This window comes from Duganella rivi (genome assembly GCF_009857435.1).
Taxonomy (GTDB): Bacteria; Pseudomonadota; Gammaproteobacteria; order Burkholderiales; family Burkholderiaceae_D; genus Rugamonas; species Rugamonas rivi.
In genome coordinates this window covers 382050-404506 of sequence record NZ_WWCK01000001.1, presented here as the reverse complement: position 1 = coordinate 404506, position 22457 = coordinate 382050, and the positions used below count along the sequence as shown (strand labels likewise).

The following is a 22457-nucleotide window of genomic DNA, read 5'->3' as shown; positions in this document are numbered from 1 at the left end:
TCAAGAAGGGTACATACGTCTCGGAGCGGGGTAGTCGAAATGCAGATGAAGTCACACCGGATTGCACTGCTGTTTAATGCAAATAAAATTTTTGACCGCGAGGTAATCGCCGGCGTTGCCGCCTATCTCAGCTCCACGCGCGCGGCGTGGGATTTGTTCCTGGAAGAGGACTTCCGCCTGCGCCTGCCCGGCATCGAGCGCTGGCAGGGTGACGGCATCATCGCCGACTTTGACGACCCGGCCGTGGCCGAAGCCCTGACGCGCAGCCGCATTCCGGTGGTGGCGGTGGGCGGCTCGTATGAAAATCAAACCGCCTATCCCGACGACGTGCCTTACGTCGCCACCGATAACTTCAAGCTGATTAAGATGGCGCGCGATCACCTGATCGAGGCCGGCCTGCGCCACTTCGCCATGTTCTCGCTGCCGGAAGCGCAGGAAAACCGCTGGGCGCAGGAGCGCGAGCACGCCTTCCGCACGCTGATGGGGCAGGACAAGATGGAGCCGCACATCTACCGCGGCCTGGGCACCAGCGCGCCGTCGTGGGACGAGGCGGTGGAGCAGCAGATCCAGTGGCTGCATAGTTTGCCCAAGCCGGTCGGCATCATCGCCGTCACCGATGCGCGCGCGCGCCAGCTGATGCAGGCTTGTATCATGGCCGGCATCGCGGTGCCGGAGCAGGTGGCCTTGATCGGCATCGACAACGATCCGCTGGCGCGCATGCTGACCCGCATTCCCTTAAGCTCCGTGATCCAGGGCGCGCAAGAGATGGGCCGCACCGCCGCCCACTTGCTGGACCAGATGCTGCACGGCGTGCGCATGAGCGGCACGCGCGTGCTGGTGCCCCCGGTCGGCATCAACGTGCTGGCATCGACCCAGCACGAAGCGCCCAAGCATCCGCACGTCATGCGCGCGCGCCACTTCATCCGCCAGTACGCCTGCCAAGGCATCAAGACGCACCAGGTGGCGGAGTACGTGGGCATTTCGCGTTCGTCGCTGGAGTCCTACTTCCGGCAGGAGCTCAATTGCAGCGTGCATGATGTGATCCTGCGCTTCAAGCTCGATGCGGCGACGTCGATGCTGGCGCGTGGTGAGCGCAGCATCGCGGAAGTGGCGCTGTGCTGCGGCTTCACCTCGGTGCAGTATATGCACGCGGTGTTCAAGCGCGAACTCGGATGCACGCCGCGCACCTACCAAGACCGCGCCATGCTGGGCATCGTCGATGACGGCTCGGCGCTGCCGCCGCCGGAACTGGCGGCGTAAATTATGACTGCTGTTGGTGATTTTCGTAATTGCGGCTAATGTTTAAGCGGGTCAGAATTCTTCAGCTACCTTGGAGACCTGACCTTGAACAAACCAATCAATACGCCGCGCGAGCAGGCGATCTATCCTAGTCTCGCCGGCAAGCGCGTCGTCATTACCGGCGGCGGTAGCGGCATCGGCGCCGGCATCGTGGAAGCCTTTGCGCTGCAAGGTGCGCAGGTCACCTTCCTCGACATCGCAGAAAAAGATTCGCGCGCGCTGCAAGAGCGCTTGTCGCCGCTGGCCGCGCCGCCGGTGTTCGTGCACTGCGATCTGACCAATCTCGAAAAAGTGGCCACCGTGTTTGAGGCCATCGGTACGGTCGATATCCTGATCAACAACGCCGCCAATGACGACCGTCACGCCATCAAGGACGTTACGCCGGCGTACTGGGAAAACCGCATGGCGGTAAACTTGCGCCACCTGTACTTCTGCGCCCAGGCCGTGATTCCAGGCATGCAGGCGGCGGGTGGCGGCGTGATTTTGAATTGCGGCTCCATCTCCTGGCACCTTGCGCTGCCTGACCTCACGCTCTACATGACAGCGAAAGCCGCGATCGAAGGCATGACGCGCGGCATGGCGCGCGACCTCGGCCCCGACAACATCCGCGTCAACTCCATCATCCCCGGCGGCGTGCGCACGCCGCGCCAGGAAGCGCTGTGGCACACGCCGGAAGAAGAAGCCCGCATCCTTGCCGGCCAATGCCTGCCGCAGCGCGTGGAAATCGGCGACGTGGCAGCGCTGGCGCTGTTCCTCGCTTCCGACAGTGCGGCGCGTTGTTCCGGCCGCGAGTACTATGTGGATGCCGGCTGGTACGGCGCCTGATGTACCATAGCGGGGCAGTAAAATTAAACCGGAGACTTAAACAATGAAGAAATTACTGAGCACGGCCGCTATCGCCGTGATGATGGCTTTCGCCGGCGGTAACGCTATGGCGGACGCCAAGAACCCCAAGATCGGCTTTTCGATTGACGACCTGCGCCTCGAACGTTGGGCGCGCGACCGCGACTACTTCGTCGCTGCCGCCGAGCAGCAAGGCGCCAAGGTGTTCGTGCAATCGGCCGACGCCAGCGAGCAGCGCCAGATCGCGCAAATCGAGAACCTGATTTCGCGCGGCGTCGACGTGCTGGTGATCGTGCCGTACAACGCCACGGTACTGACCAATGCCGTGCGCGAGGCGAAGAAGGCCAAGATCAAAGTGGTTTCTTACGACCGCCTGATCATGAACGCCGATATCGACGCCTACATCTCGTTCGATAACAATATGGTCGGCCAGTTGCAAGCACAAGGCGTGCTGGCAGCCAAGCCAAAGGGTAACTTCTACCTGCTGGGCGGCGCACCGACCGACAGCAACGCCAAGATGCTGCGCGAAGGCCAGCTGAAAGTGCTGCAACCGCTGATCGACAAGGGCGACGTCAAGGTGGTGGGCAAGCAGTGGGTCAAGGACTGGAGCCCGGCCGAGGCGATGTCCATCGTTGAAAACGCGCTGACCGCCAACGGCAACAAGATCGACGCCGTGGTGGCATCGAACGACGCTACCGCCGGCGGCGCGATCCAGGCGCTGGCATCGCAAAAACTGGACGGCAAGGTCGCCGTGTCGGGCCAGGACTCCGATCTGGCCGCAGTGAAGCGCGTGATCGCAGGCACCCAAACGCTGACCGTCTACAAGCCGCTGAAACTGATCGCATCGGAAGCGGCCAAGCTGTCGGTGCAGCTGGTGCGTAACGAGAAGCCAGGCTTCAACGCCAAGTACAACAACGGCTTCAAGGAAGTGGACTCGGTGTTCCTGAAACCGATCGCGCTGACCAAGGCCAATGTGGACTTGGTGGTGAAGGACGGCTTCTACACGCAGGCGCAGCTCGGCGTGAAGTAAGCGCTGCATCGCCGATGACCGGGGCCCGCATCAGCGGGCCCTTTTCATTTGTAGGATTGGCGCGACGATTGCTGATTATCGTTCGCGCGCTTGGTGAATTTCGCAATTGCGGGTTGTCTGCCCAGACAGCACAATGATTCATCATCGCGCACATTGGCACCCGGCCAGTGGATCGACGCGATAAAAAAATTACAGCGAACGAGACGACATCAATGAAGACCAGATTACCGCGCTTTTCAGCGCCGGCGGGATAACTCGCACCCGCGTTCAGAGAACACCCCACAGACGACGAGAAATACCAATAACGAATAGCCAAAGAGCTATGAAAAATTCGTATAACTTTGGAGATCGCAGATGAAACACTTAAAGAAAACGGCCATCGCAATGGGCTTGGCCCAGATGACGATGATGCTGAGCGGCGCCGCCGTGGCACAGACGGCCGACACCCCTAAAACCGAGGGCGAGCCAGTCGCCGTGATCGTGACCGGCCAGCGTGCAGCGCTGCAGTCGGCACAGAAAATCAAACAGAACTCCGACGAAATCGTCGACTCCATCGTCGCCGAAGACATGGGCAAGCTGCCGGATCGTTCGGTGACCGAGGTGCTGCAACGCGTGGTTGGCGTCACCATCGACCGCACCATGGCCAAGGGCGACCCGGAACACTTTTCGGTCGAAGGTTCGAGCGTATCGATCCGTGGCCTGAGCTACGTGCGCTCGGAATTAAACGGCCGCGACTCGTTCTCCGCCAACGGCGGCCGTGCGCTGAACTTTGAAGACGTGCCGCCTGAGCTGGTGTCCGGCGTGGACATCTACAAGAATCCATCGGCAGAGCAGATCGAAGGCGCCGTCGGCGGCTTGGTTAATCTGCGTACCGCGATGCCGTTCGATTACAAGGGCTTCAAGGCGTCCATCTCGGCTGACCGCACCTGGTCGGAACTGAAGAAGGGCAAGACCTCGCCATCGGCTTCAGGTTTGGTCTCGAACCGCTGGAAAACGCCGATTGGTGAAATCGGCGCCTTGCTGGACTTGGCCTACTCGGAAAGCGGCACCCGCACCGACGCCTTCCAGGTCGAGCCTTACTATCCGCTCAAGGACGCCAAGGGCAATACCGTCTTCGTGCCGAAGGGCGCGCAGTGGCGCACGCTGGAATTCAACCGCAAGCGCGAAGGTGCTTACGGCGCGCTGCAATGGAAGAAGGACGACTGGTCGAGCAGCCTGACCTACTTCAAATCGAAGTACGAGATGCAGTGGGACGAACAAGCGATCTTCGCGCAGTCCAGCCCATACAACATCAAGGTGTCGCCTGACGCCACCTTTGGCGCCAACGGCCAGCTGCTGACCGGCACCCTGACCGATCCGGCCGACGGCGGCATCAACTTCGGCGACGACACCCGTACCTCGAACCGTAAATCCGATACCACCGACCTGTCGTGGAACCTGCGCTGGCGCAAAGACAACTGGACTGTCACCACTGACCTCCAGCACATCAAGGCCACCACTCATAGCATCGACTCCACCGTGGCTACCGGCGTGACCATGCCGAGCGAAACGCTGGACCTGCGCGGCAACGTGCCGAAGATTTTGTTCACCGACGCTGACCGCGCTTACCTGGCCGACCCTAAGAATTACTACTGGGCGTTCACCATGGAGCACCTTGACCAGAGCAAGGCCACGGAAACCGCGTGGAAGACCGACGTTAAGTACGACTTCGATCACCCAGTGCTGCGCGACGTCCGCTTTGGCGTGCGTTTGACCGACCGCGATGCGGTCACGCAGAACTCCAACCCGAATTACAACTGGGCCGCTATCACCCAGCCGTGGCAAGTGGGCTGGGATATCAGCAAGCTGGCATCGCTGGGCGATCCGCGCTTCAGTGGTAATACCAGCCTGCACTCGTTCAATAACTTCTTCAACGGAGGCGTGTCGGTGCCGTCGGTGGTGTTCCCGAACGTCTCGCTGGCACAAGGCTTCCCAGGTAGCTACGCACAACTGCATACCTACCACGACATCCTGTGCAAGGAGCAGAATCCAACCGGTACCTGTGCACCATGGCAGCAAGCGACCTTCGGCGCCGACAACTACGCTGGCACCAACGATCAATCGGAAAAGACCAAGGCGCTGTATGGCCAGATGCGCTTCGGCTGGGATAACTTGAAATACCCGATCGACGGTAATGTCGGCCTGCGTTATGTGAAGACCGATTCGACCGCGCGCGGCTACACCGTCTTCAGCTCGACTGTGCCGAGCGGCACCTTGGCGGGCGTGCCGGTCCCGGTCATCAAGCCGTTCGCCGAAGGCAAGGATTATGAGAACAACTACCATAACTTCCTGCCTAGCCTGAACTTGCGCTTGAAGGCTACCGATACCTTGCAGTTCCGCTTCGCGGTTGCGTCGGCGCTGTCGCGTCCTGACTTCACGCAGCTGCAAGGCTACACCACGCTGACGCAAACGGCGGACAGCAGCACCAATCCCGCCACCGGCATCACCACCGTCAACAGCGTAAGCCTGACCGGTAACGGCGACGGCAATCCGATGCTGCGTCCAACCACCTCCAAGCAGGTCGACCTGACGGCGGAGTGGTACTTCGCTCCTACCGGTTCGTTCACCGTCGCGGTATTCAACAAGCGCCTGAAGGACATCATCGTCAAGCAGGTGTACACCAAGCAGCTGCCGGATACTGCGGGCAAGCTGCATGACTTCACCGTCACTGGCCCGATCAACGGCGCGCGCGGCCATGCACGCGGTGTGGAGCTGGCCTTCCAGCAGTACTTCGACAAGCTGCCGGGCGCGCTGTCTGGCCTCGGCGTGCAAGCCAACTTCACCTTCGTGGACAGCGAGCGTAAGCTGTACACGCCGGTCTATTCGAAGTACTGCACCGGCGGCGACAATGCAGCTAACCTGAATCTGAACCTGAATGGCTGCGACACCAACGGCACTACCTTCGGCAATCTGCCGCTGGAAAACCTGTCGCGCCAATCGTATAACCTGGCGCTGTTGTACGATAAAGGCCCGGTCTCGGCGCGCTTGGCGTACAACTGGCGTTCGAAGGCACTTCAAGGCGTGAACGTCAACGGCACCAAGGGCGGCGACGCTACCGACACCAATCCGGCCAGCCCAACCTACGGCCAGACCAATGTCGCATGGGCGCTGCCTACCTGGTCGGATGCTTATGGCCAGCTGGACGCCTCGGTGTTCTACAAATTCACCGACAAGCTGCAACTGGGCCTGGAAGCGCAGAACCTGACCGATGCAACTTATAAGCAGCTCATGCAGCAAAATATCGGTATGATGGGCCGTGCATGGTTCAAGACCGGTCGCCGCGTAGTGGCTAAACTGAGTTACGACTTCTAATTGAGAGAAAGGCTTTAAGTAGATGAAGCAAACCGCCCGCCAGCTTGTTACCTCCCTCAGTTTTTTGATGGCCGCAACTGGCGCGGCGGCCGCCCCGGATATACCGAAGATCGTAGAGAAGGATGGCCGTTTCGCCTTGATGGTGGACGGCGCGCCTTTCGTGATCCTCGGTGGCCAGGCGCAGAACTCCAGTAACTATCCGCTGGCCTTGAACAAGGTCTTCGCGGCGATTAAAGACATGAACGCCAACACGCTCGAAATCCCGGTGGCCTGGGAACAGATCGAGCAGGTGGAAGGCAAATTCGATTTCAGCTACGTCGATACGCTGGTGGCTGAAGCGCGCAAGAATAAAGTGAAACTGGTGCTGCTGTGGTTCGGCACCTGGAAAAACACTGGCGCCAACTACGCGCCGGAATGGGTCAAGTTCAACAACGCGCGCTTCCCGCGCATGCTGGACAAAGAGGGCAAGAGCATTTACTGCCTGTCGCCGCAAGGCGAGGAAACCCTCAAGGCCGACAAGAAGGCCTTCGTGGCGTTGATGGGCCACATCAAGAAAATCGATGAAGCGCAGCGCACCGTCATCATGGTGCAGGTCGAGAATGAAGTCGGCACCTACGGCTTTGCGCGCGACTACGCACCCAAGGCGGAAGCGCTGTTCAATCAGCCGGTGCCTGCTGCCGTGCTGGCGCGTAAAAAATCCCCGGTGGCGCTGGCTGCCAGCGGCACGTGGAAGCAGGTCTACGGCGACTACGCCGACGAATACTTCCACGCTTACTCCATCGCCAGCTACATCGAAGAAATCGCCAAGGCCGGCCGCGCCGTCTACAACCTGCCGATGTACGTGAATAACTCGCAGCGCGACTCGCTGGAAAATCCAATCAAGCCATGGAAGGGCAACTTCGCCAGCGGCGGCCCGACCTACGACGTGATCGATATCTACCGCGCCGCCGCGCCGCATATCGATTTCGCCGGCCCGGATATCTACGGCCCGGATTCGAAGAAGTTCACCGCCTCGCTCAACCACTTCCAGCGCAAGGACAATCCGCTGATGGTGCCGGAGATGAGCAACGCGCCCGAGTACGTGCGCTACACCTATCAAGTGCTGGGCCGCGGCGCCATCGGCTTCGCGCCGTTCGGCATCGACTACGCGGACTACAGCAATTTCCCGCTCGGTCACAAGGCCATCGACAAGACCATGGTGGAACCGTTCGGCAAGATCTACGCAGCTTTCCGTCCGATGGAACGCCAGTGGGCCAAGTGGGCGTTTGAAGGCCGCACTTACGGTATCGCGGAAGGCGACGACCGCCAGCCGCAAACCGTGGACATGAAAGGCTGGAAGGCGACTATCTCGTTCCGCGAGTGGCAGTTTGGCGAGCGCGAATACTTCAAGAACGTCAAGGATCTGCCGGCCGGCACCGAGTCGCCGAACGGCGGCGTGTCGATTGCGCAGATCGGCGATAATGAATTCATCATCATCGGCCAGCGTGCGCGCGTGAAGATCGATCATGCCGAAGGCAAGCCGTCCATGTGGGCGCGCGTGGAGGAGGGCCGTTATGACCCTGCAGGCAAATGGATCATGGAGCGCAACTGGAATGGCGATCAAACCGACTATGGCCTCAACCTTACCGGCAATCCGGTGGTGTTGAAGGTTAAACTCGGCACGTATTAAATATAAAAACGGAGACACGATGCGTATCAATACTTTCGTCCCCACGGCCGCCGCGTTGGCCGTGATGATGGCCGGCCACGCCATGGCCGGCACGTTTGAAAAGACCGCCACCGGCGTGGTGGTCAAGCCTGACAGCGGCGCAGCCAAGGAAGTGCGGCTTGAGGTCATGGCCGATAACATCATCCACGTGGTGAAGCTTGATCAAGCAGGTAAGGCGCTGACGCCATCGCTGATGACGGTGGCCGCTCCTGTTAGCGGTAACTTCAGTGTCAGCGCGTCGGGCAAGGATAAGGTCACGCTGAAGGCCAGGCAGATTTCGGTGGCGGTGTCGCTGGCGACTGGCCAAGTACAGTTCTTTAACGCTGCTGGAAAAGCCTTCTTGACGCAGCAGGCGGAGAGCATGTCGCCGACATCGGTTGATGGTAAGCCTTTCCTCGCAGTGAAGCAGGGCTTCAACCACGGCACCAAGGACGCCTTCTACGGCTTGGGCCAGCATCAAAACAATCAAATGAATTTGAACGGCGAGGACGTGCTGCTCATGCAGCACAATATGGCGATCGCCGTGCCGTTCGTGGTCTCGGATAAAAACTACGGCGTCCTGTGGGATAACAATTCCATCTCGCGCTTTGGCGACGCCAAGCCGTATGCGTGGCTGAGCCGCGACCTGCAATTGACCGATGCGGACGGTAAGGCCGGTGGGCTGACTGCGCGCTACTACGTGGGCGACAAGCTGGTGTTCACGCGCCAGGAAAAGGATATCGCTTACCAGTACCTGAAGGACGTGGCGGAGAACTGGCCGAAGGAGGCTGGCGATCCGAAAGCGCCTAACCTGAAAGTGGTGTGGGAAGGTTCGATGTCCTCGGCCAAAGCGGGCGTGCACAAGATGCAGCTGTACTCGTCGGACTACGCGAAGCTGAGCATCGACGGCAAGCAAATCATGGACGTGTGGCGTCAGGGCTGGAATCCTTGGTATCACAACTTTGAAGTGAAGTTCGAGGCCAACAAGCCGGTCAAGTTGCACCTGGAATGGAAGCCGAGCGGCGGCATGGTGGCGATCACGCACAACGATCCGCTGCCGGAAGCAGAACGTCATTCGCTGACCTTCTCGTCGGAAGTCGCGCAGGGCATCAACTACTACGTGATCAACGGCGAGAACATCGACAAGGTCATCGCCGGCTATCACCACCTGACCGGTAAAGCGCCGATGATGCCGAAGTGGGCTTACGGCTTCTGGCAATCGCGCCAGCGCTACGAGACGCAGGAGCAGTTGCTGGGCGTGCTGCGCGAGTATCGCAAGCAGGGCTGGCCGGTCGATAACATGGTGCAGGACTGGTTCTACTGGCCGGAAAACGGCTGGGGCTCGCACGACTTCGACAAGGCGCGCTTCCCGAACGCGAAGGCGATGGTGGATGAAGTCCACAAATCCAATGCGCGCATCATGATTTCGATCTGGGGCAAGTTCTACGCCAACACCGACAACTACAAGGAACTGGCGGCCAAGGGCCACATGTGGACCAAGAACGTGGAGGATGGCGCACTGGATTGGGTAGGACCGGGCTACAAGAACAGCCACTACGATCCGTATGCGCCGGAAGCGCGCGACATCTACTATCGCCAGATGAAACCTAAGCTGGTGGATCTTGGCTTTGATGCGTGGTGGATGGATAACACCGAGCCGGACGTGCTGTCCAACACGCGGCCGAGCGACTTTAAAAAGCTCATCGGCCCGACCATTTATGGCGGCGGCGAGATCACCTTCAATCCGTATAGCCTCGTGCATACTGAGGGCTTCTACACGCACTTGAAGAAGGATCAGCCGGAGAAGCGACAGTTCATCTTGTCGCGTTCCGGTTTTGCGGGCATTCAGCGTAATGCTACCGCCGTGTGGAGCGGCGATACGGCCAGCCGCTGGAATAATCTGTACGACCAGATTTCGGCGGGCGTGAGCATCTCGATGTCCGGCATCGCCAACTGGACGCACGATATCGGCGGCTATGCGCAAGAAACGCGCTTCCAGGTCGGCGATGTCGGCTCGGCACAGGAGAACCGCAGCACCGGTGCGAAGCAGGGCGACCCGGAAGATATGAAAGAGTGGCGCGAGTTGAATCTGCGCTGGTTCCAGTTCGGCGCGTTTTCGCCGCTGTTCCGCTCCCACGGTGAAGTGGTGAAGCGCGAGATTCACGAGATTTCGCCGGCAGGTTCGCCGATGCGCGAATCGATGGTCTGGTACGACCAGCTGCGCTATCGCCTGATGCCTTATATTTACTCGGCTGCCGCCGACATCCATTACGAGTCCGGCGCCATCATGCGCGGCCTGGTGATGGACTTCCCGAACGATGACGCGGTGAAGAACATCAAGGATCAATACCTGTTCGGCCACAGCATGCTGGTGGCGCCGGTGTATGTGTACGGCGCGCGCGAGCGTAGCGTCTACATGCCGAAGGGCGCGGACTGGTATGACTTCTACACCGGCGCGCTGCACAAGGGCGGCAGCACGGCCGTGATCAAAGCACCGGAAACGCGTATGCCGGTGCTGGTGAAAGCCGGTGCGATTCTGCCTATCGGCCCTGTGACGCAATACGTGGACGAGAAGCCGGATGCGCCGATCACGCTGTACGTGTACACCGGCGCCGATGGCAAATTCAGCCTGTACGAGGATGATGGCGTCAGCAATGGCTATCTGCGTGGGGAAGCCAGCCGCATCCCGTTGAGCTATAGCGACAAGACGGGCGTGGTCACCATCGGCGCGCGCGTGGGTGAGTACAAGGGCATGGTGGCCAAGCGCCAGTTCAAGGTGCGCTTCATCAAGCCGGGTGTGTCGAGCACTGACAATTTCGACGTGGCCGACAAGGTAGTCAGCTACGACGGCAAAGCGATCATGGTGACCAAATGAAGAAGCCTGCCGCATTGTTGTTGATGATGTTGGCCGGTATGGCCGCTGCTGCCGATACCCGTCATATCGTGGTGGATGCCGCCGCACCGACCACGCCACGCGACCGCTTTGCCGATCTGTCGGTCGGCTCGGATTATCCGGGTACGCTGATCCGCGACGACAGCTTGGCGCAGCTGAAGACTGCGAAGGACGAATTAGGCTTCCGCTACATACGCTTCCACGCCATCTTCCACGACGTGCTGGGCACCTACAAGGAGGTGGATGGCAAGCCGGTCTACGATTGGACGAAAATCGATTACCTGTATGACCGTTTGCTGAAGATGGGCGTGAAGCCTTTCGTGGAACTGGGCTTTACGCCGCTGGCGATGCGCAGCTCTGACCTGAGCATCTTCTACTGGAAAGGCAACACCTCACATCCTGATCCGAAGAAGTGGGCAGGACTGGTGGATGCCTTTGTGCGCCACGTGCAGGAGCGCTACGGCAAAGAGGAGGTGCGCACCTGGTTCTTCGAAGTGTGGAACGAACCGAATCTGGATGGCTTCTGGGAGAAGGCTGACCAGAAGGCCTACTTCGATTTGTACGATAACACCGCGCGCACCATCAAGGCGATTGATCCTGCGTTGCGCGTTGGCGGGCCTTCGACTGCTGGCGCGGCGTGGGTGCCGGAATTCCTGGCGCATGCCAAGGCTTCCGGTTCGGTGGTGGACTTTGTCACCACGCATACCTACGGCGTCGATGGCGGCTTCCTCGACGAAAATGGCAAGGACGATACCAAACTGTCTCCTTCGCCGGACGCCATCGTTGGCGACGTGCGCAAAGTGCGCAATGAGATGAAGGCTGCTGGCCATGGCGATATGCCGCTGTACTTCACCGAATGGAGCACCAGCTACACGCCGCGCGACCCGGTGCACGATTCCTACATCAGCGCGCCGTACATCTTGAGCAAGCTCAAAGCTACCGAAGGCATCGTGCAGGGCATGAGCTATTGGACTTACAGCGATTTGTTCGAGGAGCCGGGCCCACCGACCGCGCCGTTTGAAGGCGGTTTTGGCTTGATGAATCCACAGGGCATACGCAAGCCATCCTGGTTCGCTTACAAGTATCTGAATCAGCTGGGTGATGCGGCGATCAAGACGGCCGATGCGCAAAGCTATGCGGCCAAGGATGGCAGCGGCGTGCAGGTGTTGGCTTGGGACTTCCAGACGCCGAAGCAGGGCCGCAGCAATCGCGGCTTCTACACCACGGTGCAGCCGACGCGCGATGGTGCGCCGATCAGTGTGGATTTGAAGGGCTTCAAGCCTGGTGCTTATACAGTCAACGTTTATCGCACCGGCTTTGAGGCCAATGATGCGCATACGGCTTATCTGAAATTGGGATCGCCTAAGACCCTGACGCCGAGGGTAGTGGAGCGCTTGCAGGCCTTGACCATGGATAGACCGCAAACCAGCACGGTGCGCGTCCCTGCATCTGGTGCGGCTTCGGTAAAGGTGAAGATGCGCGTCAATGATGTGGTGCTAATTAAGATTATTCCTCAATGAAGCCATTGATTTTTGCGGCGGTGTTTATTGCCGCCAGTGCTTCTGCTTCACCGGATTTGACCTTGCGCTATTCGCAGCCTGCGCCGGATACGGCGGCGGGCTGGGAGAGGGAGGCGCTGCCTATCGGGAATGGCCGCATCGGTGCGATGATCTTTGGACAGTTGGCGCGCGAGCGCTTGCAGTTCAATGACATCACGCTGTGGACGGGCGACGATAAAGCAATGGGTGCGTATCAGCCGTTTGGCGATCTGTATATCAATCTGCCGGGGCATGAGCAAGGAACCACGGCGTATGCGCGCCAGCTGGACTTGGGGCGCAGTGTGCACACGGTGAGCTATACGCACAACGGCGTGAAGTTCAAGCGCGAGGCCTTAGCCAGTTATCCGGCGCAGGTGATTGCGGTACGGCTGACGGCGGATAAGCGCGGGCAGTACACCGGTTCGATAGAGCTGACCGATATGCACGGTGCGCAGATTCGCGCGCAGGATGGCAGCATTGTGGCGACTGGCGCGCTGCCGAATGCGATGCAGTATGCGAGCCAGGTGCAGGTGCTGAACGAGGGCGGCAAGCTGACGGTGGAGGGCAGCAAGATTACCTTCACCGGCGCGGACGCCATCACGCTCATCCTCGGCGCGGGCACCAGCTATGTCAACGATGCCGCCCGCCGCTTCGCCGGGGAGCCGCCGCTCCCTCGCGTCGCCGCGGAAGTCGCCGCCGTGAGCGCAGTGCAGCCGTCGGCCAGCGCCGAGCCAGGCGCAGACGTCGCGCGCGCGCCTGGCGCGTGGGCGTCGCTTCTTGCTGCCCATGAACGCGATTACGTTGCGCAGTTCAAGCGCGTCGCGGTGGACTTCGGCGCTGCGCCTGCCGCTCGCCGCGCGCTGACGACCGACAAGCGCATCGAGGCTTACACCGCTGAAGGTCTTGATCCCGAACTGGAAGCGCAGTTTTTCCAATTCGGCCGCTACCTGCTGATCTCCAGTTCACGCGGCTCGCTGCCCGCCAACCTGCAAGGCCTGTGGAACAATAGTCTCACGCCGCCGTGGAACTCGGACTACCACACCAACATCAACATTCAGATGAACTACTGGCCTGCCGAACCGGCCAACCTTTCCGAGCATGCAAAGCCGTTCTTCGACTTCGTGCAAGGCATGGCGCCGGTCTATCGCAAGCTGGTGGCTGACACTGCCGCCAAGGCCATCGCTGATCCATCCTCGGTGAAAATGTCGGCGCCCGACCTGAGCGGCGAAGCAGTGCAGCGCGAAGAAACCTTCGTCAGCAAATCCGGCAAGCCGGTACGCGGCTGGACGGTGCGTACCGAGTCGAATCCCTTCGGCGCCATGGGCTACGTGTGGAACAAGACCGGCAACGCATGGTACATGCAGCACTTCTGGGAACACTACGCGTACACACAGGACAAAGTCTTCCTGCGCACCGTGGCCTACCCGATGATGCGGGAGGCCGTCGCCTTCTGGGAAGACTACCTGAAAGAACTGCCGGACGGCCGCCTCGTCGCGCCACTCGGCTGGTCGCCAGAGCACGGCCCGATTGAAGATGGCGTCAGCTATGACCAGGAAATCATCTGGGACTTGTTCAACAATACCGTGGAAGCCGCCGACGCATTGGGCGATACCCAGTACCGCGACCGCATCGCCGCCATGCGCGACAAGCTGGCCACGCCGGGTATCGGCAGCTGGGGCCAACTGCTGGAATGGATGGAAGAGAAAAAAGACAAAGTGCTTGATACGCCGGGCGATACACACCGTCACGTGTCGCACCTGTTCGGCGTATTTCCTGGTCGCCAAATCTCGCCAACCAAGACGCCTGAACTGGCCGCCGCTGCGCGAAAATCGCTGGAAGCACGCGGCGATGCGGGCACCGGCTGGTCGATGGCGTGGAAGACTGCATACTGGGCGCGCCTGCTGGATGGCGATCACGCTTACAAAATGCTGCGCGGCCAACTCGCCAAGCCTGGTGCGCGCGCCGCCCAGCAAGCCAGCCAAGGCACGGAGAGTAACAACGCCGGCGGGACGTATCCGAACATGTTTGACGCCCACCCTCCGTTCCAAATCGATGGCAACTTCGGTGCGACGGCGGCCATCTGTGAAATGCTGCTGCAGTCGCAGACTGGTGAAATCCATCTGCTGCCTGCACTGCCGTCGGCATGGGGCAGCGGCTCGGTGCAAGGCTTGCGCGCACGCGGCGGCTACGAAGTTGATCTGAGCTGGGCCAACGGCAAGCTGACCTCCGCCACCATCCGCCGCACTGCGGGCGAGGGTGCAGGTAAGGTGCGTTACGGCGGCAAGGTGGTGCCGCTGAACTTGAAAATCGGCGAAAGCAAACAATTCGGAAGGAGTTTGTAATGCGTTGGCTGCTGAGTGCTTTCTTACTGGCGCTGAGCAGCCAGTGCCTTGCTGACCCAACGCAGATTCAATACCTGAGCGGCACCGATAAAGACCATCGCGTCGAGTGGGACTTTCAAGTTAACGGTGGCCGCAACGCCGGTGCGTGGAAGAAGATTCCGGTTCCATCCAATTGGGAGATGGAGGGCTTCGGCACCTACCGCTACTACAACGATTGGCAGAAAGATCCCGCGCCGGATAGCATGGGCGTGTATCGCCACCAGTTCAATGTGCCCGCCACGTGGCGCGGCAAACAGATTGAGATCGTATTCGGCGCGGCGATGACGGACACGCTGGTCAAGATCAACGGCCTGCCAGCAGGTCCGGTGCATCAGGGGGGCTTTTACGAATTCCGTTACGACGTCACGCGCTTGCTCAAGCCTGGCGAGAGCAATCAGCTGGAAGTGACGGTGAACCGTTACTCCGCCAACGAATCGGTCAACCGCGCCGAACGTAGCGCGGACTTCTGGCTATTCAGCGGCATCTATCGGCCGGTGTGGCTGGAGGCTAAGCCGCTTGCAAACATTGAGCGCATCAGCCTCGATGCACGACACACCGGTGAGTTTAATGCTGACGTTTTCCTCGCTGGCGAAAGAAACGGCAAGGTCAGTGCGCGCGTCACCACGCTATCCGGTGCGTCGCTGGGCAAGGAGATAAGCGCGGAGGTCGTCGACGGCAAGGTGCATTTGCGCGGACGTGTAGATCGCATCGTGCCATGGTCGGCGGAGAATCCGCAACGCTATCAAGTACGCTTCCAATTGCTCAATGGCGGCAAGACGGTTCACGAGGTGAGCAAGATCATCGGCTTTCGCACGATTGAGCTGCGGCCGCGTGACGGCGTCTACGTCAATGGCCGCAAGGTGCGCTTGAAAGGATCGAATCGCCACTCGATCTGGCCGACTTCCGGCCGCACTACCAGCAAAGCTCTTAGCTACCAAGACGCGAAGCTGATGAAGGAAATGAACATGAACGCGGTGCGCATGTCGCACTATCCGCCCGATCCTCATTTCCTCGACGTGGCTGATGAAGTAGGGCTGTACGTGATCGACGAGTTGACGGGCTGGCAGAAGGCTTACGATACGGACGTTTCTACTCCGCTGGTGAAAGAACTGGTGAAGCGAGACCAGCATCATCCATCGATTCTGTTTTGGGCCAATGGCAATGAGGGTGGCTTCAATCGCGACCTGGATCGCTTGTTCGCCAACTGGGATGTGCAGAAGCGGCCGGTGATTCATCCGTGGGAAAACTTTGGCGGCATCTATACTGCGCACTACCCAACCTATAACTGCTGCGCGACTTCGCTGTTCAACGGCCGCGATGTGTTTATGCCGACCGAGTTCCTGCATGGCTTGTACGATGGCGGCGCAGGTGCAAGCTTGAACGATTGGTGGAGAGCGATGCTGGCTAATCCGCTTAGTGCTGGCGGTTTTATTTGGGCCTTTGCCGATGAGGGCATTGTGCGCGATGACCGTGGCGGTGCCATTGACGTTGCAGGTAATCTCGCACCGGACGGCATCGTAGGGCCGTACCGCGAGAAGGAGGGCAGCTTCTTTGCAGTGAAGAAGATTTGGTCACCGGTGTATTTGCCGTTGTCGGAGATGGCATCGCTGCCGCCGAGCTTTGATGGTGCGATCACGCTGGAGAATCGGTATGACTTCAGCAACCTCAATCAGCTGAAATTCAGTTGGCAGCTGGTGCGCTTTGGCGCCGATGCTGGTCACACCGTTGTCGCCCAAGGAAGAGCCAAAGCGCCAGACGCCGCAGCCGGCATGCGTGGTGTCACCAGCATCGCTTTGCCACGTGATTGGAGCAAGCAGGATGCCTTGTACTTCACCGCGATCGACCGCGATGGCCGCGAGATCTATACGTGGTCGTGGATGATCGCCAGCCCGCAGCAAGTCGCAGAACGCATAGCCGTGGACGCAGCGGTCGCCAGCGGGCAGACCGCGCCAGCCACGCTGACTGAGCTGGCCGATAGCTATCGCCTGCGTGCCGGCGCACTGAGCGCCATCATCGACAAGTCCACCGGCTATCTGCGCGAACTGAAACAGGGCGACATCATCTCGCCACTGACCAACGGCCCGCGCCTCGTTGCCGGCAAGGCGGAACTCAAGCGCATACAGGCCGAACGTGATGGCAACGATGTCGTGGTATCCGCTGAATACACCGGTAACCTGCGCGAGGTGAAGTGGCGACTCAACGCAGCCGGCAAACTAAGCGTGAACTATGGCTACCAAATGGAAGGCAGTCGCTATGTCGACGCGCTTGGCGTCACCTTCGACTATCCTGAAAGCGAAGTGAAATCCATGCGCTGGCTGGGCCGCGGCCCTTACCGCGTATGGAAGAACCGCACGCAAGGCGTGGAGTTCGACGTCTGGCAGAAAGACTACAACGACACCGTCACCGGCTTGTCGTGGAACTACCCTGAATTCAAAGGCTTCCACGACAAGGTTTACTGGGCGACGCTGGTGACCAAGAACTTGCCGATCACGTTCATCAATCACGCCGACGACATCGCGCTGCGCGTGTTCACGCCGAAGGAAGCCAGCGGTGAAGGCTCCGAGCCGAAAGGAACGCATATGGATTTCCCGCCCGGCGACATCTCCTTTCTCAACGCGATCCTCCCGGTCGGCACCAAGTTCAATCCACCGGGAGAACTAGGGCCATCAGCCCAGCAAGCGCGTACGCCTAATCTGGGCATCTGGCTGGAGAACACCATCGACATCGTTATTGGAGAAGCCACTTCCGGTAGCGGCGCGTCAACACGCTAGCGCGAAACTGATCGGCAATCAGCGTCCACAAAGGACTGAAGCTGCCGCCGCTGCTGCCACCCGCGCCCAGCGTACGCATGCGACGCCGTACCAGCGCCATGGTGGCGATGCTGCCCAAGGTCTTGTCCTTCCAGTTGACCGGCGCCGCCGCCGCGTTCAATGCGTGGCCGCTGCGCCATTGCTGCGGCAGATCCGGTGCAACGGATAGCGCGGTGGCTATACCCACTACGGCCACGCCACTGGCCAGCACCTGTTCCGCAATCGCCGGACGGGTGATGCCGCCGGTAGTCATCACCGGCATCCGTGCAACGGCGGCCAGCGCCTGTGCGAATTCGAGGAAATAAGCTTCGCGCGCCAGCGTGCGGCCATCAGCCGTACGGCCTTGCATGGCAGGGCTTTCGTAGCTGCCGCCTGAGAGTTCGATCAGATCAACCGCTTGCTCATTCAACAGCAGCACCACTTGCCGTGCGTCGTCTTCCGAAAAACCGCCGCGCTGGAAGTCTGCGGAGTTGAGTTTGACCGCGACGCTAAATCCAGACGACACGCGTGCCCGCACCGCGCGCACCACCTCCAGCAGCAAGCGTGCACGGTTCTGCAAGCTACCGCCCCATTCGTCGTCACGGCGATTGGTCAGCGGCGACAGGAATTGCGACAGCAGATAACCATGCGCCGCATGTATCTGCACTCCGTTGAAGCCCGCTTGCTCGGCGGCGTAGGCGGTATCTGCAAAGCGCTGAATCACTTCTGCGATATTCGCCGCGCTCATGGCCACCGGCTGTGCAAACAACTTACTGTGCTTGCCCAGATCTAGCGCCACGGCCGATGGCGCCCACGCCAAGCCGCCCATATTCGCCATCACCTGACGGCCGGGATGATTAATCTGCATCCAAACTTGTGCGCCGTGCGAGCGCGCGGCTTGCGCCCACGCCTGGAACGGCGTAAGTGGCGTGCCAGCTTCCAGCGCAATGGTGCCGGGGCCAGTGAGCGCGCGGCGGTCGACCATGACGTTGCCGGTAATGAGCAAACCGGTGCCGCCTTCGGCCCAGCGCTGATACAAACGCTGAATGACGGCGCCCGGCAACTGGCCCGGTTCGGCCAGGCTTTCTTCCATGGCCGCCTTGGCGAGCCGGTTGGGCAGGGTGCTACCGTTCGGCAGCGTGAGTGACGTAAAGAGCATAGATATTCCCAAATTGGTAAAGGCGATAAGCTATGCTAGGATTAAAGTACACTTTAAGGTCAAGCAGAAAATGAAAATTGGCGAACTAGCCGAACGCACGGGCATTGCGGCGTCGGCGATCCGATACTACGAGCAGGCGGGCTTGATGCCCAAGGCGGAACGCGGCTCTAACGGCTATCGCGCGTACAGCGACACGGCGCTGGAGCGCATCAATTTGATTCAGATCGGGCAGAAGCTGGGCTTCACGCTGGAAGCGATACGTGCCGTGATGGCGCTGGAAGGCGACGCGCTGCACGAAGGCCTGATGAAGAACCTCGACGCGCGCTTGCAGGATATCGAGCAGATGATGCAAACCTTGGCCGAGCAGCGTGCATCGCTGCTCGAGACCAAGGCGAAAGTGCAGGCTACGTGGGAGCGGGGCGAGTGCCCGCATAGCCTTTAAGACAGTGTGACTTCCTCGCCGCTTACGAAGCTGGCGATCACCGGGTTGACGATATCGCCGTGCGTGATAGGCCCCATATGGGCGCAGCGTGCCTGCAGCGCGGTGGCGTTAGGCAGCGACTCGCCCAGCTGCTCTACCAAGAGGCGAGTGGAGCCGGGGCTACGCTCACCGGCCATTACCAATGCCGGCATGGTCAACATGGACAAATCTGCCAACGTTGCCTGTTCGCCCAGTAGCGCGTCGAAGTCCAGACGCACTTTGGCGATCTGCGCTACCATTTTGTCCTGCGCCGCTGGCGGTGCGGCGTCGAAAGCGCCGGCGCGGTTCCAGTAATCGATGAAGATGCGGGTGGCGTCGCGGTCGGAAGCGCTAGCGCGGATGCTGGCGACCACGTTGACGATTTCCTGCTTGGCCGGGTGCTGCTCCGGCAGCAGGTGGAAGGCCACCGGCTCGAACAGCGTGAGCGACAGCACCCGTTGCGGCATGCGGCGCGCCATGTGCAGTGCGCAAGCTCCCCCAAAGGAGTGACCTACCAGGTGAAACGCTTCGCCCGGCTCCAGCTCGGAGGCGACGGAGGCGATCACCGCGTCGACTTCGTGCGCCAGCGTGTGGGTATAGCCTTCGCCCGCTTCGGCAGGGAAGGGCGAGGCGCCGTAGCCCAGTAGATCGACAGGGATGCAGCGGTAGGCATCGCCCAGTTGCGCTTTCAGCGACGACCACTGGGACTTGGAGCTCATGGAGCTATGCAGCAGGACGACAGCAGGTTTCATTGCCAGCTAAAGTTAAAAAATTTGAAGCGCAGATTATACCGGGTTGTATGGTCTATACCACGCAACCCGCTTTTTCGCGCGGCATAGTAGCAACTGAGGAGTAAAGTAGAAGCTATGAATAATTCTAAAAAAATCGCCGGCTTGGCAGGTCTCGCCAGCGTTCTGTGGATGGGTTTAACCGCAGCGGTGGCCGCGAATCAGAAGCGGCTATTGTTCAACCCTCTGGGCAGCAAACGCGAGGTGCTCAAGCCTTATAGCAGCGGCCATCGCACCCGTCCTATCGTGGTGCGGGCCAAGGACGGTACGCGCCTGGCCGGCTGGCTGATGACGCCTCCGGTGGCCGGCCCGCATCCGGGCGTGGTCTATTTCGGCGGCCGTTCGGAGGAGGTGTCGTGGGTGGCGCGCGACGCCGGCAAGCTATTCCCCGGCATGGCGGTGCTGGCGGTGAACTACCGCGGCTACGGCGATTCCCATGGCGACCCGGCGGAAGAACATTTTGTCGATGATGGCCGCATGTTGTACGACTGGCTGAGCGAGCGCCATCACGTCGATCCTAAGCGCATCGCGGTGGTGGGCCGCAGCCTCGGTTCCGGCGTGGCGGTGCAGGTGGCGATGGAGCGCGATGCGAATTCCATCGTGCTGATTACGCCGTACGACTCCATCCTCGCCATCGCCAAGCGTAAGTTCAAGGCGATTCCGGTGGAGTATGTGCTCCAGCATAAATTTGAATCGATCAAGTACGCGCACCAGATCAAGGCGCCGACCTACGTGCTGCGCGCGGCGTTCGATGATATCGTGCCGCATTCGCATACCGATCTGCTGGTCGAAAAATTGGGGACGCTGCATGCGGATGAAATCGTGCCCGATTCCGACCACCTCAACATCCCCTATCTGGAGTCGACGCAAGCGCGCATTGCCAGTTTCCTTGCTAGCCGTTTCAGTGCTTAGACGACAGCTGGTGGTGCAGGCGGCGTAAGCCCAGCCACACGGCACCGATCACCAGCGGCACGGCGATGCCGGTCATCAGATCAGGATTGACCGGCGTGCCGCTTGCTTTCAGGGCTTTGCCGACGTAGCCCACCAGTCCCAGCGTGTAGTACGAAATCGCCGCGACCGACAGGCCTTCCACGGCTTGCTGCAAGCGCAGTTGCTGCGCTGCGCGCGCGTCCAGCGATTGCAGGATTTTGCGGTTCTGCTGTTCCTGCTCTATGCCGACGCGCGTGCGCAGCAGGTCGTTGGTGCGGGCGATACGTTTTGCCAGCGCTTCCTGCCGTTGTGCCACCGAGGTGCAGGTGTTCATCGCAGGTGCCAGGCGGCGGCCCATGAACTCCGCCAGTGTCGGCGTGCCGGGAATACGCACTTCGCGCAGTTCCTGTATGCGCGACTGCACCAGATTGAAATAAGCCTGCGAGGCCGCAAAGCGGTAGCTGTTGTTGACCGAGATTTTCTCCAGCTGCGCAGCGAGGCTGGTAATCCGGTGCAGCATGTCTTGATCACCGTTGGCGTTGTTCTTCACCAGCGTGGCGGTGAGGTCGGCCAGTTCGCTCTCGATACCGTTCAAGGCTGGCTGCGTGGCCTCGGCTTGCGGCAAGCCGAGTAGGGCCATCATGCGGTAGGTTTCGATTTCCAGCAGGCGGCCCGCCAGACGGCCCGGCTGGAATTCACGCAGGTGCTGGTCGCGCACCACGAAGCGGCTGAAGCCATCGGGATGGATCAGGAAGTCGGTCCACACTTCCGCATTGCCGCCGGTACTGCTTCCGACCAGCGATTTGCCCTGGTACAGATCGCGCAGGCTTGCTGCGAATTCGGCATCATCGTCGGCGGCTTTGCACAGCAGGACGTGGGCGGCGACGATGATTTTTCCATGCAGGCCGGCCAGCCATTCATGCGGCACATGCTGCACCGGCATGCGCTCAAACGCGGTGCGGCAATCCAGATCGGGATCGCCGCGTTCAACAAAGGTGTAGGTGGCGAACTCGGTGTGGCACTCCCACTTCAGCCGGAAACGGCCGAAGTCGTGGAAGAAGTAGCGCGCTTGCGGATGTGGCACCGCTACGCCGTAATGCATGCAAAGCTGCTCCAGAATCTGGTGCTGGCTGCTGCGATGATTCTGGCGCGAAGGCTGGTCCTGTTGCAGGTACAGGGCGAAATGGGTCAGGCTCTCGGGCGGCTGCAATTGCAGGAAGGGGCGAGAGTGGATTTCCGCCGATAGCGGCACCCGCATGGGGTGATTGAGCTTGGCGAAATCGGCGTTGGCGCGATAGGCGAGCGACAT

Annotated in this window: 14 protein-coding genes; 11 read left to right on the top strand and 3 right to left on the bottom strand. The window is 60.3% G+C overall.

What is annotated here, in order from left to right; genetic code table 11:
• Positions 1-45 precede the first annotated feature (45 nt).
• From GTP45_RS01990 to GTP45_RS01950, 9 genes are all read left to right on the top strand, one after another.
• Entirely contained in the window at positions 46-1260 is a 1215-nt protein-coding gene (locus tag GTP45_RS01990; RefSeq protein WP_161012690.1) for a XylR family transcriptional regulator, read from the top strand.
• Positions 1261-1344: 84 nt separating this feature from the next.
• Positions 1345-2124 carry a D-xylose 1-dehydrogenase gene (gene xylB, locus GTP45_RS01985; RefSeq protein WP_166454506.1) on the top strand — a complete coding sequence of 260 codons (780 nt, stop codon included), beginning with the start codon at positions 1345-1347 and terminating at the stop codon, positions 2122-2124.
• A 79-nt stretch (positions 2125-2203) separates the two neighbouring features.
• Positions 2204-3172 carry a D-xylose ABC transporter substrate-binding protein gene (xylF, locus tag GTP45_RS01980; protein WP_371874410.1) on the top strand — a complete coding sequence of 323 codons (969 nt, stop codon included), beginning with the start codon at positions 2204-2206 and terminating at the stop codon, positions 3170-3172.
• A gap of 354 nt (positions 3173-3526) precedes the next feature.
• Positions 3527-6523 (top strand): TonB-dependent receptor, encoded by a 2997-nt coding sequence (locus tag GTP45_RS01975; RefSeq protein WP_161012199.1) that lies wholly within the window; start codon positions 3527-3529, stop codon positions 6521-6523.
• Positions 6524-6545: 22 nt separating this feature from the next.
• Positions 6546-8192, top strand: a complete 1647-nt coding sequence (locus GTP45_RS01970) for a GH35 family beta-galactosidase (RefSeq protein WP_161012198.1) — start codon at positions 6546-6548, stop codon at positions 8190-8192.
• A gap of 19 nt (positions 8193-8211) precedes the next feature.
• Positions 8212-11085, top strand: a complete 2874-nt coding sequence (locus GTP45_RS01965) for a glycoside hydrolase family 31 protein (protein WP_161012197.1) — start codon at positions 8212-8214, stop codon at positions 11083-11085.
• On the top strand, positions 11082-12623 hold the full coding sequence (locus GTP45_RS01960) for a GH39 family glycosyl hydrolase (RefSeq protein WP_161012196.1): 1542 nt from the start codon (positions 11082-11084) through the stop codon (positions 12621-12623). Before GTP45_RS01965 ends, GTP45_RS01960 begins: the two co-directional genes overlap by 4 nt.
• On the top strand, positions 12620-14983 hold the full coding sequence (locus GTP45_RS01955) for a glycoside hydrolase family 95 protein (RefSeq protein WP_161012195.1): 2364 nt from the start codon (positions 12620-12622) through the stop codon (positions 14981-14983). The genes GTP45_RS01960 and GTP45_RS01955 overlap by 4 nt, the downstream gene beginning before the upstream one ends.
• The gene (locus tag GTP45_RS01950) at positions 14983-17793 is read left to right on the top strand and encodes a glycoside hydrolase family 2 TIM barrel-domain containing protein (protein ID WP_161012194.1); all 2811 of its coding nucleotides are present in this window, start codon (positions 14983-14985) and stop codon (positions 17791-17793) included. Before GTP45_RS01955 ends, GTP45_RS01950 begins: the two co-directional genes overlap by 1 nt.
• Here the strand turns inward: GTP45_RS01950 and GTP45_RS01945 are convergent.
• Positions 17750-18970 (bottom strand): NADH:flavin oxidoreductase/NADH oxidase family protein, encoded by a 1221-nt coding sequence (locus GTP45_RS01945; RefSeq protein ID WP_161012193.1) that lies wholly within the window; start codon positions 18968-18970, stop codon positions 17750-17752. The two genes, GTP45_RS01950 and GTP45_RS01945, sit on opposite strands and share 44 nt — an antisense overlap.
• Positions 18971-19040: 70 nt before the next feature.
• Between GTP45_RS01945 and GTP45_RS01940 the strand changes: the two genes are divergently transcribed.
• Positions 19041-19412, top strand: coding sequence for a MerR family transcriptional regulator (locus tag GTP45_RS01940; protein ID WP_161012192.1), 372 nt, complete (start codon positions 19041-19043; stop codon positions 19410-19412).
• On the opposite strand, the gene GTP45_RS01935 is transcribed toward GTP45_RS01940, so the two are convergent.
• Positions 19409-20182: an alpha/beta fold hydrolase gene (locus GTP45_RS01935; protein WP_161012191.1), complete on the bottom strand. Its 774-nt coding sequence runs from the start codon at positions 20180-20182 to the stop codon at positions 19409-19411. The genes GTP45_RS01940 and GTP45_RS01935 overlap by 4 nt on opposite strands.
• Positions 20183-20296: 114 nt before the next feature.
• Here GTP45_RS01935 and GTP45_RS01930 point away from each other — a divergent pair, with 114 nt between their 5' ends.
• Positions 20297-21130 (top strand): alpha/beta hydrolase, encoded by an 834-nt coding sequence (locus GTP45_RS01930; protein WP_161012190.1) that lies wholly within the window; start codon positions 20297-20299, stop codon positions 21128-21130.
• Here the strand turns inward: GTP45_RS01930 and GTP45_RS01925 are convergent.
• On the bottom strand, positions 21120-22457 hold the full coding sequence (locus GTP45_RS01925) for a DUF3422 family protein (protein ID WP_161012189.1): 1338 nt from the start codon (positions 22455-22457) through the stop codon (positions 21120-21122). The genes GTP45_RS01930 and GTP45_RS01925 overlap by 11 nt on opposite strands.

Coding starts and splice junctions, on each gene's coding strand:
- GTP45_RS01930 (WP_161012190.1), top strand. CDS start 20,297: ATGAATAATTCTAAAAAAATCGCCGGCTTGGCAGGTCTCGCCAGCGTT.
- GTP45_RS01925 (WP_161012189.1), bottom strand. CDS start 22,457: ATGTCGCTCGCCTATCGCGCCAACGCCGATTTCGCCAAGCTCAATCAC.
- GTP45_RS01975 (WP_161012199.1), top strand. CDS start 3,527: ATGAAACACTTAAAGAAAACGGCCATCGCAATGGGCTTGGCCCAGATG.
- xylF (WP_371874410.1), top strand. CDS start 2,204: ATGATGGCTTTCGCCGGCGGTAACGCTATGGCGGACGCCAAGAACCCC.
- GTP45_RS01965 (WP_161012197.1), top strand. CDS start 8,212: ATGCGTATCAATACTTTCGTCCCCACGGCCGCCGCGTTGGCCGTGATG.
- GTP45_RS01950 (WP_161012194.1), top strand. CDS start 14,983: ATGCGTTGGCTGCTGAGTGCTTTCTTACTGGCGCTGAGCAGCCAGTGC.
- GTP45_RS01940 (WP_161012192.1), top strand. CDS start 19,041: ATGAAAATTGGCGAACTAGCCGAACGCACGGGCATTGCGGCGTCGGCG.
- GTP45_RS01955 (WP_161012195.1), top strand. CDS start 12,620: ATGAAGCCATTGATTTTTGCGGCGGTGTTTATTGCCGCCAGTGCTTCT.
- GTP45_RS01935 (WP_161012191.1), bottom strand. CDS start 20,182: ATGAAACCTGCTGTCGTCCTGCTGCATAGCTCCATGAGCTCCAAGTCC.
- GTP45_RS01970 (WP_161012198.1), top strand. CDS start 6,546: ATGAAGCAAACCGCCCGCCAGCTTGTTACCTCCCTCAGTTTTTTGATG.
- GTP45_RS01990 (WP_161012690.1), top strand. CDS start 46: ATGAAGTCACACCGGATTGCACTGCTGTTTAATGCAAATAAAATTTTT.
- GTP45_RS01945 (WP_161012193.1), bottom strand. CDS start 18,970: ATGCTCTTTACGTCACTCACGCTGCCGAACGGTAGCACCCTGCCCAAC.
- GTP45_RS01960 (WP_161012196.1), top strand. CDS start 11,082: ATGAAGAAGCCTGCCGCATTGTTGTTGATGATGTTGGCCGGTATGGCC.